We start from the raw sequence: 18,635 nt of genomic DNA on the forward strand, positions 1-18,635 counted from the left end.
TTATCGGTCCTCTATTACGGCCATTTCCGGGTCGCATTCGAAGGACCCGGCGATACGCGCCGCCACGTCGCGCAGCAGGGCCGGCTCCAGCAGATCGTCGTGCCCGCACGCGAACGGGGTGACCTTCAGCTCCCCGTCCACGTAGGGGGCCCAGGCGGCGGCCAGCTCCGCGGCCCTCTCCTCGCCGCCCGAGGTGAACAGGGCGACCTCGCCCTTGTACGCGGCGGGCCGGTGTGCCGTGACCACCATGATCGTGTTGATCATGACGTCGAAGAGCCGCTCGTCGGCCGCGCCGCCGAGGATCTCTCCGACCAGGCCCCGTGCCCGGGCCCGCTGTTCCGCCTCGTCGCCCCGGTCGTCGGGGTCGCCGCCCGCGTCGTCGCTCAGGACGGCGAGCACGTCCTGGGCGGTGAGCGGCCGCTGCTCCTCCACCGGGCCCTCCTGGGCGGGGTCGCCCGGCCGGGAGTCCATGACGGCCAGCAGGGCCACCTGCTCGCCCTGCTCCTGGAGGGCGGTGGCGACGGCGTGCGCGATGTTGCCCCCGGTCGAGTACCCCAGCAGGTGGTACGGGCCCTGCGGCTGCACGGCGCGTATGTGCTCGACGGCGTCGAGCGCCCACGCGGCCAGCGAGTCCGGCAGCGGTCCGGGGCCGTCGAGTCCCCGCGCCTGGAGGCCGTACAGGCCCACGTCCTCGGGCAGTCCGCGCAGCAGGCCCGCGTAGCACCAGCTCAGGCCGAGGGCCGGCGGGGCGCAGAACAGGGAGGGGCGGTCGCCGGCCCGGCGCAGCACCGCCATGGGGCCGGTGTCGTCGGCGGTGTCGAGCCGCGCGGCGAGCAGGGCCGGGGTGGGCGCCTCGAAGAGCGTGCGGACGTCCGTCACGACGTCGAGCGCGGTGCCGATCCGGGTGGCGAGCCCCATCGCGAGGAGCGAGTGGCCACCCAGCTCGAAGAAGTTCGCGTCGACGCCGACCCGGGGCAGTGCGAGGGCTTCCGCGAAGAGGCCGCAGAGCAGTTCCTCGCGCAGGCTGCGCGGATCGCGCCCGGTCGTCGCCGCGCTCACCTCCGGTACGGGCAGGGCCTTGCGGTCGAGCTTGTTGCTGGGGTTCAGCGGCAGGCTGTCGAGCACCACGACCACACCGGGCACCATGTGGGCCGGGAGCAGCACGGCGAGCCGGCCGCGCAGTTCCCCGGGGTCCAGCCGGACTCCGGGGGCCGGGACGGCGTAGCCGACGAGCCGGTCGGCGTGGACGGCCGCGGCGGCGTGGGTGACGCCGGGCTGTCCGGCGAGCGCGGACTCGATCTCCCCCAGCTCGATCCGCAGGCCGCGCAGCTTCACCTGGGTGTCGGCCCGGCCGGCGAACACCAGCCTGCCGGTGCGGTCCCAGCGGACGAGGTCGCCCGTGCGGTACATCCGGCCGCCGGGGGCGAACGGGTCCGCGACGAACCTCCCGGCGGTCAGGGCGGGACGGTCGAGGTATCCGCGGGCCAGGCCGGGACCGGTCGTGTACAGCTCCCCCGTCACGCCGGGCGGGACGGGCCGCAGATACCGGTCGAGCACGTACACGCCGGCGTTGGCGATGGGCCGGCCGATCGGGACGGGCTGCCGGCCGGGAGCGTCGTACACCCAGGACGCGACGTCGACGGTCGCCTCGGTCGGGCCGTACGCGTTGACGAGCCTGCGGCCCCGGGACCAGTACGCGGCCACGTCCGCCGCGGGCACGTCGCCTCCGGTGACGATCACCCGCAGGTCCGGCAGCGCGGTCCGCGGCAGGCCGGACAGCACGGCCGGGGTGAGGTGCGCCTGGGTGATGCGCCGGTCGGCGAGGAACGCGGCGAGTTCGTCGCCGGCCAGGAGGCCCGGGGGGATCACGAGGCAGGAGCCGGTGAGCAGGGCGAGGCACAGCTCGGAGACGCTCGCGTCGAAGCTCGGGGAGATCAGCTGTGCGACGCGGTTGCCGGGCCCCGCCTCGTAGCGCTCGGCCTGGTTGGCGGCCAGGCCGGCGATGCCGCGGTGCGACACCACGACGCCCTTGGGGCGGCCCGTCGAACCGGAGGTGTAGATGACGTACGCGGCGTCGTCGAGGCGCCGGGCGACGGCCGGTTCCGTACCGGGGAGCCCGTCCGGGACCGGGAAGGAGGCGGGCGTGAGCTCGCAGACCGGCCGGGCGTCGTCGAGCATGAACGCGATCCGCTCGGCCGGGTATCCCGGGTCGACGGGCAGGTACGCGGCTCCGGCCTTCAGCGTCGCCAGGACGGCGACGACCAGGTCGGCCGAACGGGGCAGCCGCAGCGCGACGATCTCCCCCGGTCCCGCGCCCCGTTCGCGCAGCAGGTGCGCGAGCCGGTTGGCGCGCAGGTCCAGCTCGGCGTAGCTGAGCGTCTCGGCGCCGTACTGCACGGCCGGGCGGTCCGGGGTGCGGGCCGCCTGCCGCGCGAAGAGCTCCGGCCAGGTGAGCGCGGGGACGTCGCGGGCGGTGTCGTTCCACTCCTGGAGGACCCGCCGGCTCAGCTCCGGGCCGAGGACGTCCAGCCTGTCCAGCGGTGTGTCCGGCTCGGCGACGGCCGCGGTGAGCAGCCGCACCAGGGAGTCGGCCAGCGCGCGGGCGGTCTCCGGGTCGAACAGGTCGGCGGCGTACCGCACGATGCCGTTCAGCCCGGAGGTCTCGTCCTCCTCCAGGACGAACGCCAGGTCGACCTTGGCGGTCTCGGTGTCGACCTGCTCCCCGTGGACGGCCAGGCCGGGCAGCTCCGGCTCCGCGACGTCGAGGTTCTCCAGGGTGAGCATCACCTGGAACAGGGGGTGATGGGCCGGCGAGCGGACCGGGTCGAGCGCTTCGACGAGCCGCTCGAACGGCACGTCCTGGTGGGCGAACGCGGCCAGGTCGGTCTCCCGCACCCGGTCGAGGAGTTCGTGCAGGCTGGGGCTGCCGGAGACGTCGGTGCGCAGCACGAGGGTGTTGACGAAGAAGCCGACCAGCTCGCGGGCGGCCTCCTCGTCGCGTCCGGCGACCGCGCAGCCGAGCGGGATGTCCGTGCCGGCGCCGTACCGGGCGAGCACGGCGGCGAGAGCGGACTGCACCACCATGAACACGCTGGCGTGCCGGCGGCGGGCGAGGTCCGCGACGGCGCGGTACAGGCCGGGGCCGATGCTCAGCGGCACCGAGCCGCCGCGGTGGCCGAGGACGGCCGGCCGGGGCCGGTCGAGGGGCAGGTCCAGCAGGTCCGGCGCGCCCGCGAGGGTGTCGCGCCAGAACGCGGTCTGGCGTGCCAGCACGCTGTCCGGGTCGCTCTCGTCGCCGAGGACCTCCTGCTGCCAGAGGGCGAAGTCGGCGTACTGCACCGGGAGCGGGGTCCACCGCGGGGCCCGCCCGGCGCTGCGGGCCTCGTACGCGGTGGCCAGGTCGCGCAGCAGAAGTCCCGTCGACCAGCCGTCGGTGACGATGTGGTGGACGAGCACGAGCAGGATGTGTTCGTCGTCGCTCCGGGAGAAGAGCCGGCAGCGGACGGGGAGTTCGGAGTCGAGCCGGAAGGCGTACGCGGCGGCGGCGGCGATGCCGTCGCCGGCCTCTTCCTCCAGGACGGGTTGCGCGGTCACGATCCGCTGGTACGGGGTGCCCGACTCGTCGCCGAAGACGGTGCGCAGGCTCTCGTGCCGTCCCACCACGTCGGACAGGGCGGCCCGCAGCGCGGGCCGGTCGACCCTGCCGGTGAGGCGCAGCGCGAGCGGGACGTTGTACGTGGGTGAGGGGCCCTCGAAGCGGTACATGAACCACAGGCGCCGCTGGGCGGCCGACAACGGCACCCGCTCGGGCCGCGGGCGCGGCGCGAGGGCGGGGCGGGCCGGTCCGGCGTCCGGTCCCGACGCGGCGATCCGCGCGGCGAAGGCGGCGACGGTGGGCGCCTCGAAGAGGGTCCGGATGCCGACGTCGGCGCCGAGTTCGTCGCGGACGCGGGCGACGACCCGGGCGGCGAGCAGCGAGTGTCCGCCGAGGTCGAAGAAGACGTCGTCGACGCCGACCGAGGGCACGCCGAGGCTCTCGGCGAAGATCGTGCAGAGGGCTTCCTCGCGGGCGTCGCGCGGGCCCTGGGCGGAGGCGGCCGTGGCTTCGGGCTCGGGCAGCGCGTCGCGGTCCAGTTTTCCGTTGGCGGTGAAGGGCAGCCGGTCCAGCGCCACGTAGGCGGACGGCGCCATGTACTCGGGGAGCCGGTCGGCGGCGTGCGCCCGCACGGCCGCCAGGTCCAGCCCGGCGGGTGTCACGTACGCGACGAGGCGCTTGTCGCCGGGCCGGTCCTCGCGCAGCAGGACGGCGGCGTGCGACACGTCCGGGTGCGTGCCGACGGCCGACTCGACCTCGCCCAGCTCGATCCGGAAGCCCCGCAGCTTCACCTGGTGGTCGACGCGGGCGACGAACTCCAGTTCGCCGTGCCGGTTCCACCGGCCGAGGTCGCCCGAGCGGTACATGCGGGATCCGGGAGGGCCATACGGGTCCGCGACGAACCTGGCCGCGGTGAGGCCGAGCCGGTTGAGGTAGCCGCGGGTGACCAGGTCGCCCGCGATGTACAGCTCGCCCGTCACTCCGACGGGCAGCGGCCGCAGCTTCTCGTCGAGCACGTACATCCGGGTATTCCAGACCGGCCGGCCGATGGTGATGACACCGCCGGGGACGGCGTCGCCGGGGGCGATGCGGAACTCGGTGCATCCCACGGTCGTCTCCGTGGGCCCGTACTCGTTGATCACGGTCACGCCGGGGTGGCGGCGGCGCCACTCGTCGAGCAGTTCGCCCATCAACGACTCGCCGCCGAGAACGAGTTGCTCGGAGGGGGAGAACGCGTCCGGCAGATTCAGCAGCAGCGACAGGTGGCTCGGCGTGGCCTTGACGAAGGCGGGGCGGGTGTCCGGGGCGTCCCCGTCCAGGTCGACGAGGTCGACGGCGCCGCCCGAGGTCAGGGGCGCGAAGACGCCGGTCACGGTGAGGTCGAAGGAGATCGGCGAGTGCACGAGCGCGCCGCGCTCGACGGAGTCGTAGGCGTCGCGGGCCCAGGCCAGGTACGAGTTCAGCGAGCGGTGCTCCACCACGACGCCCTTGGGCCTGCCGGTGGAACCGGAGGTGAAGATGACGTACGCGGCGGCGCTGTCCGGCGCGAACGCCGGCAGCGGTCCCGTCCGCGCGGCGTCGCCGTCCGCGTCCGGGGACGCGTCCGCGTCCAGGTGGAGGCGCGGGCGCGTGCCGGGAAGCTCGGTGGAGGCGGTGGTCAGCACCAGCAGCGGATCGACGTCGTCGAGCACGAAGGCGAGCCGGTCGGCCGGGTGCTCCGGGTCCAGCGGCAGGTAGGCCGCCCCGGCCCGGAAGACGGCGAGCACCGCCACCACCAGATCGACGGACTTCGGCAGGGCGATGGCCACGAAGGTCTCCGGGCCGGCGCCCCGGGCGACCAGGCGCCGGGCGAGACGGTCGACGCGGCCGGCCAGTTCGGCGTAGGTGACGCGGTCCTCCCCGCACACCACGGCGACGGCCGCGGGGGTCCGGGCCGCCTGCGCGGCGAACAGCTCCGGCACCGTCGTCCGGGGCACGTCGCGCACGGGGCCGTTCCAGCCGGCCAGCACGCTGTCGCGTTCCGGCGCCGACAGGACCGGCAGGTCGCCGACCGGGCGGCCGGGGTCGGCCGCGGCCGCGGTGAGCAGGCGGACCAGACGGTCGGCCATCGCCTGCACGGTCTCGGCCTCGAACAGGTCCGTCGCGTACTGGATCGCGCCGTGCAGTCCGTCCGGACGTCCGTCCTCGGTGTGCTCCTCGGCGAGGAAGAAGGAGAGGTCGATCTTGGCGGTGTCCGCGCCGACGTGCTCGCGGACCACGTCGAGACCCGCCATCCCGAAGTCCCCGCCCGCGGTGTTGGCGAACGTCAACATCACCTGGAACAACGGGTGGTGGGCCAGCGACCTGGCCGGGTTGAGCACCTCGACCAGCCGCTCGAACGGCACGTCCTGGTGGGAGTACGCGGCCAGGTCGGCGGTGCGGACGCGCCGCAGCAGCTCGGCGAAGGACGGGTCCCCGGAGACGTCGGTGCGCAGCACCAGGGTGTTGACGAAGAAGCCGACGAGGTCGTCCAGCGCCTCGTCCGTGCGGCCGGCGATCGCCGTGCCCAGGGTGATGTCGGTGCCCGCACCCATCCGGGTCAGCAGGGTCGCGATGCCGGCCTGGACGACCATGAACAGGCTCGCCTGATGGGTCCTGGCCAGGGCCGCGAGCGACTCGTGGACGCCGGCGGGCACGGTCAGCTCCACGACGGCGCCGCCGTTCCCGGCGACCGCGGGCCGCGGCCGGTCGGTGGGCAGTTCGAGCAGTTCGGGAGCGCCGGCCAGCGCCGTCCGCCAGTAGTCGAGCTGACGGGCCATCAGGCTGTCGGGGTCCTCCTCGCCGGCGAGGAGTTCGTGCTGCCACAGGGCGAAGTCCGCGTACTGCACGCGCAGGGCCGGCCAGGCCGGGCCCTCACCGGAGCAGCGGGCCGCGTAGGCGGTGGCGAGGTCGGTCGCGAGGGGGGCCGCGGACCAGCCGTCGCCGGCGATGTGGTGCATGAGCAGCAGCAGCGTGTGCTCCTCGGGGCCGGACTCGAAGAGCGTGACGCGCAGCGGGACCTCGCTCTCGAGACGGAAGGCGTGCCCGACCGCCGCGTCGAACGCCTCCGGGGAGAAGCGCTCCACCCTCAGATCGGCCCCGGCCGGCAGGACCCGCTGGTAGGGGGTGCCCGCGAAGTCCGGGAAGACGGTCCGCAGCGCCTCGTGCCGCTGCACGACATCGGTGATCGCCGCCCGCAGCGCGGACCGGTCCAGCGGGCCCGTCAGGCGCAGCGCGATCGGCAGGTTGTAGGTGGCGGCGGGCCCCTCCATCCGGTACAGGAACCACAGGCGCCGCTGCGCGTACGACAGCGGCGGGCGCTCGGGCCGCGCGCCCGCGAGGACCGGCGGACGGACGGTGGCCGCGGTGTCGAGACGGGCGGCCGTCCCGGCCGGGGTCGGCGCCTCGAACAGCGCGCGGATCGGCAGCTCGACGGCGAACGTGGAGCGGATGCGGCTGACCAGCCGGGTGGCGAGCAGCGAGTGCCCGCCGAGGGCGAAGAAGTCGTCGTCGACACCGACCTGCCGCAGGCCGAGCACCTCGGCGAACAGGCCGCACAGGATCTCCTGCTGCGGCGTCGCCGCGGTGCGCGTCGCGGGGGCGGCCTCGAACTCGGGGGCGGGCAGCGCGTCGGTGTCGAGCTTGCCGCTGGGGGTCAGCGGCAGGGCGTCGAGGAGGACGACCGCGCCGGGCACGAGCGTCTCGGGCAGCCGGGCGGCGAGGTGCTCCCGGACCGTGCGGATCAGGTCGTCGCCGCCCTCGTGGTCGCCGCGGGGGACGACGTACGCGACGAGACGCTCGCCGGACACGGTGACGACGGCCTGGCCCACCTCGGGCAGTTCGGCCGCCGTGGCCCGGATCTCGTCGAGTTCGATCCGGACGCCGCGCACCTTGACCTGGCGGTCGGCGCGGCCGGCGAACTGGAGGGAACCGTCGGGGTTCCACCGCCCCAGGTCGCCGGAACGGTACATCCGCGATCCCGCCGGGCCGAACGGGTCGGCCACGAACCGCTCCGCGCTGAGGCCCGGCCGGTTCAGGTAGCCGTGCGCGAGCTGGACGCCGGCGAGGTAGAGCTCTCCCTGCACGCCGGGCGGCACCGGGCGCAGCGCCCGGTCGAGCACATAGACGCGGGTGTTCCACACGGGGAAGCCGATGGGCGCGTTGCCCGGGCCCGGCTCGCGGCCGGCGTCCCACGCGGTGACGTCGACGGTGGCCTCGGTCGGGCCGTACAGGTGGTGCAGCGGGACGTCGAGCAGGTCGCGGAAGTCGCGGTGCAGGTCCGCGGGGAGGGCCTCGCCGCCGCAGAACACGCGGCGCAGGCTCGTGCAGCCGGCGGCCTGCGGGGTCTGCACGAAGGCCGACAGCATGGCGGGGATGAAGTGGACGGTCGTCACGCGTTCGGCGCGGATCAGCTCGGCGAGGTACTCGGGGTCGCGGTGCCCGTCCGGCCTGGCCATCACCATCGTGGCGCCCTGGAGCAGGGGCCAGAAGAACTCCCAGACCGAGACGTCGAAGCTGGTGGCGGTCTTCTGGAGCACCCGGTCGTCGGCCTCCAGGGGGTAGGCGCGCTGCATGCCGTCGAGCCGGTTCACGACGGCCGCGTGCGGGATGACGACGCCCTTGGGGCGGCCCGTCGATCCGGAGGTGTACATGACGTACGCGGGGTCGGACGGGTGCAGCGGGCGAAGCCGGTCGGCGTCGGTGAGCGGGACGTCCGCGTGACCCGTCGTGTCCGTGGCCGCCAGGTACGCGCTGTCCAGCACGCAGATCGGGGCGGCGTCGGCGAGCATGTGGGCGATGCGGTCGGCGGGGTAGCCGACGTCCACCGGCAGGTAGGCCGCGCCCGTCTTCACGATCGCGAGCAGCGCGACGAGGAGCTCCACCGAGCGGGGCAGGGCGAGGGCCACGAGTTTGCCCGGACCCGCGCCCCGGCCGACGAGGTGGCGGGCCATCCGGTCGGCCCGGGCGTGCAGGTCCGCGTACGTGACCTCCTCGCCCTCCAGGACCAGGGCGACCCGGTCGGGGGTGCGGGCCGCCTGGGCGTCGAGCAGCTCGGGCAGGACCGCGGCGGGCAGTTCGAGATCCGTGGCGTTCCACGCCTCGACGACCTGTTCCCGCTCGGCCGGCAGGGTCACGTCGATGCGGCCGACGAGCAGGTCGGGGTCGTCGGCGACGGTTTCGAGGACCTGGAGGAACCGGGCGGCGATGGCGGCGCCCTGCGCCCGGTCGAACTGCTCGGGACGGACGTCGAGCCGGACGACGAGACGGTCTCCGGCGATGCCGGTGATGAGGCTGAGCGGGTAGTGGGTCGCGCCGCCGCCGTCGATGTCGGCGATCTCGAGCTTCCCCGCCGGGCTCTCCTTCGTCTCGTCGTAGGGGTAGTTCTCGAACACGAGAAGGGAGTCGAACAGCTCCCCCAGTCCCGCAGCCCGCTGGATCTCGGCGAGGCTGACGTGGTGGTGGTCGAGCAGGTCGCCCTGGCGGCGCTGGAGGTCGCCGACGACCTCGGCGAACGTCGCGGCGGGGTCCAGCCCGACGCGTACCGGGAGCGTGTTGATGAAGGAGCCGATCATGGCCTCGACACCGGGCAGATCGGCCGGGCGGCCGGAGACCGTGGCGCCGAAGACGACGTCGCCGCGGCCGGTGAGCTGCCCGAGCACCATCGCCCAGGCGCCCTGCACCAGGCTGTTCACGGTCAGGCCGCGCTCGGCCGCCATCCGGACCAGACGGGCCGTGGCGCCGGGCGCCAGCTCGGCGGCGATCCGCTCGGGCAGCGCCTTGCCCGCGGGCGCGCCGGGGGCCACCGTGGTCGGGCCGTCGAGGCCGGCGAGAGCCGTGCTCCATGCCCGCGCGCCGGCCTCCGCGTCCTGCCGGGCAAGCCAGCCCAGGTAGTCCCGGTACGGGGTGACCGGGGGCAGCCCGTCGGTGCTGCCCTGCGCCTCGTAGACCTCGAACAGCTCGTCGACCAGCAGGGGAGCCGACCAGCCGTCGAGCAGGATGTGATGGTTGGTCACCACGAGCCGGTGCTCGCGCGGCCCGAGGCGGACCAGGCTGAACCGGATCAGCGGCGGCCGGGCGAGGTCGAACCGGGTGGCCCGCTCGGCCGTCAGGAACGCGTCCAGTTCCTCGGGGCGAAGGACCGGCTCGGACCAGCCGGGCTTCACGTCGCGGGGGATGATCTGCATCGGCCGGCCGTCCGCCCGCAGCCGGAACCCCGCCCTGAGGTTGGCGTGCCGGCGCAGGACGGCTTCGGCGCTGCGGCGCAGCAGGGCCCCGTCCACCTCACCGGACAGCGCCAGCACGAGCTGGGTGTTGTAGACGTCCACGGCCTCGTCGTCATAGAGGGAGTGGAAGTGCAGTCCCGCCTGCAACGGTGTGAGCGGCAGTACGTCTTCGAGGCGCGAGCGCTTCATTACCAATCCCCCAGTTCAGCCTCGAGGCTGTCGATCTCGCTCTGTGTCAGGTCATCGCTCAGGTCGGACGGCGTCAGGCCGACCGCGTCCGGCCGCTCGTCCGCGAGGGCGGTGAGCGCGTCGAACCACGCGTGTGCGAGCCGCCGTATCCCGGGCTCGGACATCAGTCCGGACGCCCAGGTCCAGGTGGCGACGAGGTGCGGACGGCCCTCGCGGTTCTCGGTGACCGCGGTGATCTCGACCGCGTGCGTCATCGGCATCCCCGGCGACCGCGGCGCGGGCGTCGGCCCGTCGACGGTCTCCCAGTCGGCCGGCTCGTCACCGTCGGTGTACCGGCCCAGGTAGTTGAAGCCGATCTGCGGCGCGACGGCCAGACCGGGCTCGCCCCGCAGATGGCGCAGGACGCCGTAGCCGACGCCGTTGTCGGGGAACGCGCGCATCTGCTCCTTGACCTGCTTGAGCCGGTCGATCGGCGTGCGGCCCACCGGGTCGAGCCTGACGGGGTAGAGGCTGGTGAACCAGCCGACCGTCCGGGAGGTGTCCACCCCGTCGGCGACGTGTTCCCTTCCGTGCCCCTCGAGGTCGACGAGGACCGGTCCGGCCCCGCGTTCCTCCACGACCGCCGTCGCCAGCCCGCACAGCAGTGCGTCGGTGACGTTGCCGTTGACGCTCGCCGGGATCCTGGTGAGCAGCGCCTCGGTGACCTCCGGCGCCAGGGTCAGCTCGATCTCCCGGGCGGTGGCGGCGGTGTCGAGCGCCGGGTCGAGCAGGCGGGCGCCGAGGAGCGGCTCCGCGGTCGCGGCGATCTCCTGCCACACCGGGAGCTCGGCCCGCCGGTCCGCCGCCCGCAGATGCCCGGCCCAGGTCCGGTACGAGGTGGCGACGGGGGCCAGTTCGGGAGCCCGGCCGGCCGCGGCCGCCTCGTACGCGGCGGCGAGGTCGGGCAGCAGGATCTGCCACGACACCGCGTCCACGACCAGGTGGTGCAGGACGATCAGCAGCGTGCCCGGGGCGTCGGGCCCGGCGTCGAACCAGCGGAACCGTGCCACCTCGCCGGCCGCCGGGGACAGTTCCCGGCGGGCCGTCTCCGCGGCTTCGGCGTCGCCGTGGTCGACGCGTACGACCGACACCGGCACGGCGCCGCGTGCGCGCACCTCGTAGGTGCCGTCCGGGTGGTGGCGCAGGCGCAGGACGTCGTGATGGTCGACCAGGGCCTGGGCGGCCCGGACCAGTGCCCGCTCGTCGAGGCCCGCCGGGACGCGCACGGTCATCGACTGGTTGAAACCGTCCGTGTCCTCGTACTGCTCCAGCCACCGCATGATCGGTGTGGGCGCGAAGACGCCCGTTCCGGCGTCCCGGTCCTCCGTCGTGGCCGGCACCGCCGTGGCCGCCCGGGCCAGGAGGGCGGGAGTGCGCTCCCTGAAGACGTCGCGGGCCGAGACCAGCAGCCCGCCCGCGCGGGCGCGGCTCACCACCCGGATCGACATGATGCTGTCGCCCCCGAGGTCGAAGAAGCTGTCGTCGGGGCCGACGTCGGGCAGGTCGAGGACCTCGGCGAAGATCCGGCAGAGGAGTTCCTCGCGGCCGTCGGCGGGCCGGCGTCCGCCGCCGCCCGTGGTGGACCACTGCGGCGCGGGAAGTGCCGCCCGGTCGACCTTGCCGTTGGGCGTCAGCGGGATCTCGTCCAGGACCACCAGGGCGGCCGGGACCATGTAGTCCGGCAGCGCGGTGGCCACCTGCGCCCGCACGGCGGCCGGGTCCGCGTCACCGACGTAGTAGGCGACCAGACGCCGGTCGCCCGGACGGTCCTCGCGCACCACCGCCGTCGCCCCCGCCACGCCCGACACGGCGTTCAGGGCCGACTCCACCTCACCCGGTTCGATACGGAAACCGCGCAGCTTCACCTGCGTGTCGGCCCGGCCCTGGTACTCCAGCTCGCCGTCGGCGGTCCACCGCACCAGGTCGCCCGTGCGGTACATGCGCCCGCCCGCGGGGCCGAACGGATCGGCGACGAACCGCTCCGCCGACAGCGACGGACGGCCCAGGTAACCGCGGGCCAGACCGGCGCCCGCGACGTACAGCTCGCCGGTGACGCCGGGAGCCACGGGGCGCATGGCCGCGTCCAGCACGTACACCCGGGTCCCCGGGATGGGACGGCCGATCGGCGGCACGATCCCGCCCGACAGCGGCGCGCTCATGGTGGCGCACACGGTCGTCTCGGTCGGACCGTAGGCGTTGATCATGCGGCGGCCCGCGGACCAGCGGGCCACCAGCTCCGGCGGGCAGGCCTCGCCCGCCACGACGACCGTCGCACCGGCCGGCAGCGCGTCGTCCGCGAGCACCGACAGCGCCGTCGGCGGCAGGGTCACGTGCGTCACGGCCTGCTCGGCGCAGAGCGCGGCCAGATCAGGTCCCGGCATCAGCCGCTCCGCCGGGGCGACCACCAGGGTGGCCCCCGACAGCAGCCCCATCACGATCTCCCAGGCCGCCGCGTCGAAGCTGAGCGCGGCGAACTGAAGGACCCGGCTGCCCGGTCCCACCCCGAACGCGTCCTGCTGGGCACGGGACAGGGAGGCGATGCCGCCGTGCGGCACGACCACGCCCTTGGGCCGGCCCGTCGAACCCGACGTGTAGATCACATAGGCCGGGTGGTCCGCCCGCAGCTCCACCCGCGGAGCCGCGGACGGCTCGCGTTCGCCGGCGGGCCGGTCCACGAGCAGCACCGGCGTCCGGCACTCCCCGAGCCCCGGCAGCGTCGCGCTGTCGCTGACCAGCAGGGCCGGCCGGGAATCCGCGAGCATGTACGCCACCCGGTCCGCGGGGTAGTCAGGGTCCACCGGCACGTACGCGCCGCCGGCCCGCAGCACCGCCAGCAGCGACACCACCAGGTCCACGGAACGCGGCAGCGCGACGGCCACCACGGTCTCCGGCCCCACCCCGCACGAGGCGAGGCGCCCGGCGAACGCGTCCACCCGCGCCGCCAGTTCGCCGTACGTCAACTCGTCGCCCTCGAAGGCCAGCGCGGGCGCGGAGGGGTCCGCCGCCACCCGGGCCGCGAACAGCTCGGGGAACGACCGGCCGTCGCTGACCCGGCCGGAGGGCGCGGAGCCCGCCCACTCCTCCAGCATCCGGCCGCGCTCACCGGCCGACAGCACGTCGACCGCCGAGATCCGGCCGTCCAGCTCCGCGAGCAGTCCCTCCAGCACCCGGACGAGCCGCTCGCCCAGGCCGTGCGCACTCGCCTCGTCGAACAGGTCCGAGGCGTACTGGACCTCTCCGTGGAGCCCGTCGGGCGTCTCCTCCAGGTGGAAGGTCAGGTCGAACTTGGCCACGCCGAGGTCGGCCCCCTCGAAGGAGGCGTCGAGACCGGGGAGGTCGAAGGCGGCGTCGGCGTTGTTGTCGAAGACCACCATCACCTGGAAGAGCGGGTGATGGGCCAGCGAGCGCTGCGGGCTGACGACCTCGACCAGCCGCTCGAACGGCACGTCCTGGTTTGCGTAGGCGGCCAGGTCCGTCTCACGGACGCGGGCCAGCAGCTCACGCACCGACGGATCGCCCGACACGTCGGTGCGCAGCACCAGCGTGTTCACGAAGAACCCGATCAACCCGTCCAGGGCCTGGTCGGAGCGGCCCGCCACGACCGTGCCCAGCGGCACGTCCGTCCCCGCGCCCATCCGCGACAGCAGTACCGCCACGGCGGCCTGCACCACCATGAACGGCGTCACCCCGCACTCACGGGCCACCGCCAGCAGACGCCCGTGCAACGCGGCGCCCGTCTCGAAACGGGCCACCCCGCCGCGGTAGGAGGGAGTCTGCGGGCGCGGCCGGTCGAGGGGGAGTTCGATCAGTTCGGGCGCGCCGGCCAGTGCGGTGCGCCAGAACTCGATCTGCCGGCCCGCCGTGCTCGCCGGGTCACCCTCCTCACCCAGCACCTTCGCCTGCCACAACGCGTAATCCGCGTACTGCACCGGCAACGCGGCCCACCCCGGCGCCACACCATCCAGCCGCGCCGCGTACGCCGCCGACAGATCATCCGCCAGCGGACCCAACGACCAGCCGTCACTGACGATGTGATGCATCAGCACCACCAGCACCGACGACCGCCCGCCCACCCGCAACAACGTCACCCGCAACGGCAACTCGGCAGACAGATCGAACGCATACCCAGCGGCGGCATCCACAGCAGCAGCCAGATCCGCAACACCGACCTGCGCCACCTCAAGCACCACACCCGCGTCCGCCACCGGCAGCACCCGCTGATACGGCACACCCTCCACATCCGCGAACACCGTCCGCAGACTCTCGTGCCGGCCCACCACATCACCCAGCGCCCACTCCAGCGCCGCCACGTCCAGCTCACCCTCGAGCCGCAGCACCAACGGCACGTTGTACGTCGCCGACGGCCCCTCCAGCTCGTGCAGGAACCACAACCGGCGCTGCGCCGCCGACAACGGCACCCGAGCCGGACGCTCCCCCGCCACCAACGCCCCCCGCGCCGCGTCCGCACCCACCAGACGCGACGCCAGACCCGCCGGCGTCGGAGACTCGAACACCGCACGGATGCCGATCTCCCGCCCGAGGACGGAGCGGATCCGGCTGACGAGGCGGGTGGCGAGCAGCGAGTGCCCGCCGAGCCCGAAGAAGTCGTCGTCGGGGCCGACGTCGGGCAGGTCGAGGACGTCCGCGAAGATCCGGCAGAGGAGTTCCTCGCGGCCGTCGGCGGGCCGGCGTCCGCCGCCGCCCGTGGTGGACCACTGCGGCGCGGGAAGTGCCGCCCGGTCGACCTTGCCGTTGGGCGTCAGCGGGATCTCGTCCAGGACCACCAGGGCGGCCGGGACCATGTAGTCCGGCAGCGCGGTGGCCACCTGCGCCCGCACGGCGGCCGGGTCCGCGTCACCGACGTAGTAGGCGACCAGACGCCGGTCGCCCGGACGGTCCTCGCGCACCACCGCCGTCGCCCCCGCCACGCCCGACACGGCGTTCAGGGCCGACTCCACCTCACCCGGTTCGATACGGAAACCGCGCAGCTTCACCTGGAAGTCGGTGCGGCCGATGTACTCCACGGCGCCGTCGGCGGTCCACCGCACGAGGTCGCCCGTGCGGTACATGCGCCCGCCCGCGGGGCCGAACGGATCGGCGACGAACCGCTCCGCCGACAGCGACGGACGGCCGAGATAACCGCGGGCCAGGCCTTCACCGGCGATGTAGAGCTCACCGGGCACCCCCGGGGCCACCGGGCGCAGCGCCGCGTCCAGCACGTACACCCGCGTGTTGGCGATCGGACGGCCGATCGTCACCCGGTCCGAGGCCGTCACGTCCGCGGTAGTGGACCAGATCGTGGTCTCGGTCGGGCCGTACAGGTTCGTCACCGAGCGGGCGGACCGGGCCAGCGTCACCGCCAGATCCGACGGCAGCGCCTCGCCGCCCACCAGCACCCGCAGGCCGGACAGGTCCACCCCGGCGTCGGTCAGCGCGTGCCACAAGCTCGGTGTCGCCTGCATCACCGTCGCGCCCGACGTCTTCAGCAGAGCGCCCAGGGCCGACGGATCCTTGACCGCCTCCCGGTCGGCGAGGACCAGGCCCGCGCCGTTCAGGAGCGGCAGGTAGATCTCCAGGCCGGCGATGTCGAAGCCGACCGTCGTGACCGCGACCAGCCGGTCGTCGGCGGAGAGCCGGAAACGGTCCTGCATCGAGCCGAGGAAGTTGGCCAGCGCGCCATGGGAGATCACGACGCCCTTGGGCCGACCGGTGGAGCCGGAGGTGTAGATCGCGTAGGCGGCCCGGCCGGGGCTGCCGGGAACGCCCAGGTCACCGTCGTCGTACGCGTCGCCCGCGCCGAAGCCCGCCAGGACCTCCCCGGTCAGGGTCAGCACCGGACGGGAGTCGTCGAGAACGTACGCGATGCGGTCCTCGGGGAACTCCGGGTCCACCGGAACGTAGGCCGCGCCCGACTTCAGGACCGCCAGCAGGCAGACCACCAGCTCCGCCGACCGCGGAAGCACCACCGCCACGTATGTCTCCGGACCCGCGCCCCGCTCCACGAGGAAGCGCGCCATCCGGTTCGCGCGGGCGTTCAACTCGCGGTAGGACAAGGCGTCTTCGCCGAAGGTGAGCGCCGTCGCATCGGGCGTCGCCGCCGCCTGCGCCTCGAATCGCTCCACCACGGACGCCTCTGCGGCGCCGGCCACCGCCGTGTCGTTCCACTGCGCCAGCACCCGCCGCCGCTCGTCCGCGCCCAGGACGTCCACCGCGCCGACGGGCTCGTCCGGAGCCGACACCAGGGCTTCGAGCACGCGGACGAACCGCCTGCCCAGCTCCTCGGCGCTCGCCTCGTCGAACAGGTCCGAGGCGTATTCGATCTCGCCGCTGATCCCCGCGGGCGCGCCGTCCGCGTCATGGCGCTCGAACAGGGCGAACGAGAGGTCGAACTGCGAGATCGTCGTGGTGGAGTCGCCCGCGAGGACCTCGAGACCGGGCAGGGTCAGTGAGGCCTCGGTGTTGTTGTCGAAGACCACCATCACCTGGAAGAGCGGGTGATGGGCCAGCGAGCGCTGCGGGCTGACGACCTCGACCAGCCGCTCGAACGGCACGTCCTGGTTTGCGTAGGCGGCCAGGTCCGTCTCACGGACGCGGGCCAGCAGCTCACGCACCGACGGATCGCCCGACACGTCGGTGCGCAGCACCAGCGTGTTCACGAAGAACCCGATCAACCCGTCCAGGGCCTGGTCGGAGCGGCCCGCCACGACCGTGCCCAGCGGCACGTCCGTCCCCGCGCCCATCCGCGACAGCAGTACCGCCACGGCGGCCTGCACCACCATGAACGGCGTCACCCCGCACTCACGGGCCACCGCCAGCAGACGCCCGTGCAACGCGGCGTCGAGGGTGAGGTCGACGGCTCCGCCGCGGTAGGAGGCGATCGCGGGACGCGGCCGGTCGTGCGGAAGCTCGATCAGTTCGGGCGCGCCGGCCAGTGCGGTGCGCCAGAACTCGATCTGCCGGCCCGCCGTGCTCGCCGGGTCACCCTCCTCACCCAGCACCTTCGCCTGCCACAACGCGTAATCCGCGTACTGCACCGGCAACGCGGCCCACCCCGGCGCCACACCATCCAGCCGCGCCGCGTACGCCGCCGACAGATCATCCGCCAGCGGACCCAACGACCAGCCGTCACTGACGATGTGATGCATCAGCACCACCAGCACCGACGACCGCTCACCCACCCGCAACAACGTCACCCGCAACGGCAACTCGGCAGACAGATCGAACGCATGCCCAGCGGCGGCATCCACAGCAGCAGCCAGATCCGCAGCACCGACCTGCGCCACCTCAAGCACCACACCCGCGTCCGCCACCGGCAGCACCCGCTGATACGGCACACCCTCCACATCCGCGAACACCGTCCGCAGACTCTCGTGCCGGCCCACCACATCACCCAGCGCCCACTCCAGCGCCGCCACGTCCAGCTCACCCTCGAGCCGCAGCACCAACGGCACGTTGTACGTCGCCGACGGCCCCTCCAGCTCGTGCAGGAACCACAACCGGCGCTGCGCCGCCGACAACGGCACCCGAGCCGGACGCTCCCCCGCCACCAACGCCCCCCGCGCCGCGTCCGCACCCACCAGACGCGACGCCAGACCCGCCGGCGTCGGAGACTCGAACACCGCACGGACGGGCAGTTCGACACCGAACGTGGTGCGGATGCGGCTGATCAGCCGGGTGGCGCGCAGCGAGTGCCCGCCGAGTTCGAAGAACCCGTCGTCGACGCCGACCCGCTCGACGCCGAGGATCTCGGCGAAGAGGCCCCGCAGGATCTCCTCCGCCGGCGTGCCGGGGCCGCGGTCCGCGCCGTCGCCGGCGGTGCGCGGCGACGGCAGTGCCTCGCGGTCCACCCGGCCGTCCGCGGTCAGCGGCAGCCTGTCCAGTACCACCATGGCGGCCGGCACCAGATGATCGGGCAGTGCGGCGCGGGCGAAGGCCGTGACGGCGGCGGGCGTGACGGTACGGCCGTGGGCCGGCGTCAGGTACGCGACGAGGGATCCGTCCCGCACCGCCACGACGGCACGGGCGACGCCGTCGTGTTCGGCCAGGGCCGCCTCCAGCTGCGCCGGGTGGGCCGTGAAGCCCGGCACCGGCAGCGGCGCCCCGACGAACTCCAGCTCGCCGTCGGCGGTCCAGCGGGCCAGGTCCCCGGTGCGGACCATCCGCGCGCCCTCGCCGCCGAACGGGTCGGCGACCACCGTCGGCGCGGAGCCGAGCAGCGGCCCGCCGACGTGGAGCTCGCCGACGACGCCCGGCGGAACCGGGCACAGGCCGGCGTCGAGGACGTACAGGACGGTGCCGGGCAGCGGGGCGCCGAGCGGCACCACGGTGTCCCAGTCGTCGGGGTCGCACGCGCGCTCCGTGACGGCGCCGGCGGCCTCGGTCAGCGAGTAGCCGTGCCACAGCGGCACGTCCACGGCCTCGAACCAGGCGCGCTGCAACGGCTCGGCGAGGGCCTCGCCCGTGCAGAACACCCGGCGCAGTCCGGCCGCAGGCAGCGCCGGGTCGCCGAGGAGCACGGCCAGTTCGGAGGGCGTGACGTGGAGTGTGGTGGCGCCGTGCGCGAGGGCCGT

Annotated in this window: 2 protein-coding genes (1 of these 2 only partly in view); both read right to left on the minus strand. The window is 74.1% G+C overall.

Annotated features, from left to right (window positions below):
• Complete coding sequence (locus ACGFSH_RS08450) at positions 1 to 10,026, minus strand: amino acid adenylation domain-containing protein (RefSeq protein WP_393346238.1); 10,026 nt, start codon at positions 10,024 to 10,026, stop codon at positions 1 to 3.
• Positions 10,026 to 18,635, minus strand: the 3' portion of a protein-coding gene (locus ACGFSH_RS08455) for a non-ribosomal peptide synthase/polyketide synthase (protein WP_393346240.1). The gene runs 13,695 nt beyond the window's last position; the window shows 8,610 of its 22,305 coding nt (coding positions 13,696-22,305); its start codon lies beyond the right edge, outside the window; it ends in the stop codon at positions 10,026 to 10,028. Before ACGFSH_RS08455 ends, ACGFSH_RS08450 begins: the two co-directional genes overlap by 1 nt.

Origin of the sequence: Streptomyces sp. NPDC048481 (assembly GCF_043200075.1) — a bacterium.
Taxonomy (GTDB): domain Bacteria; phylum Actinomycetota; class Actinomycetes; order Streptomycetales; family Streptomycetaceae; genus Streptomyces.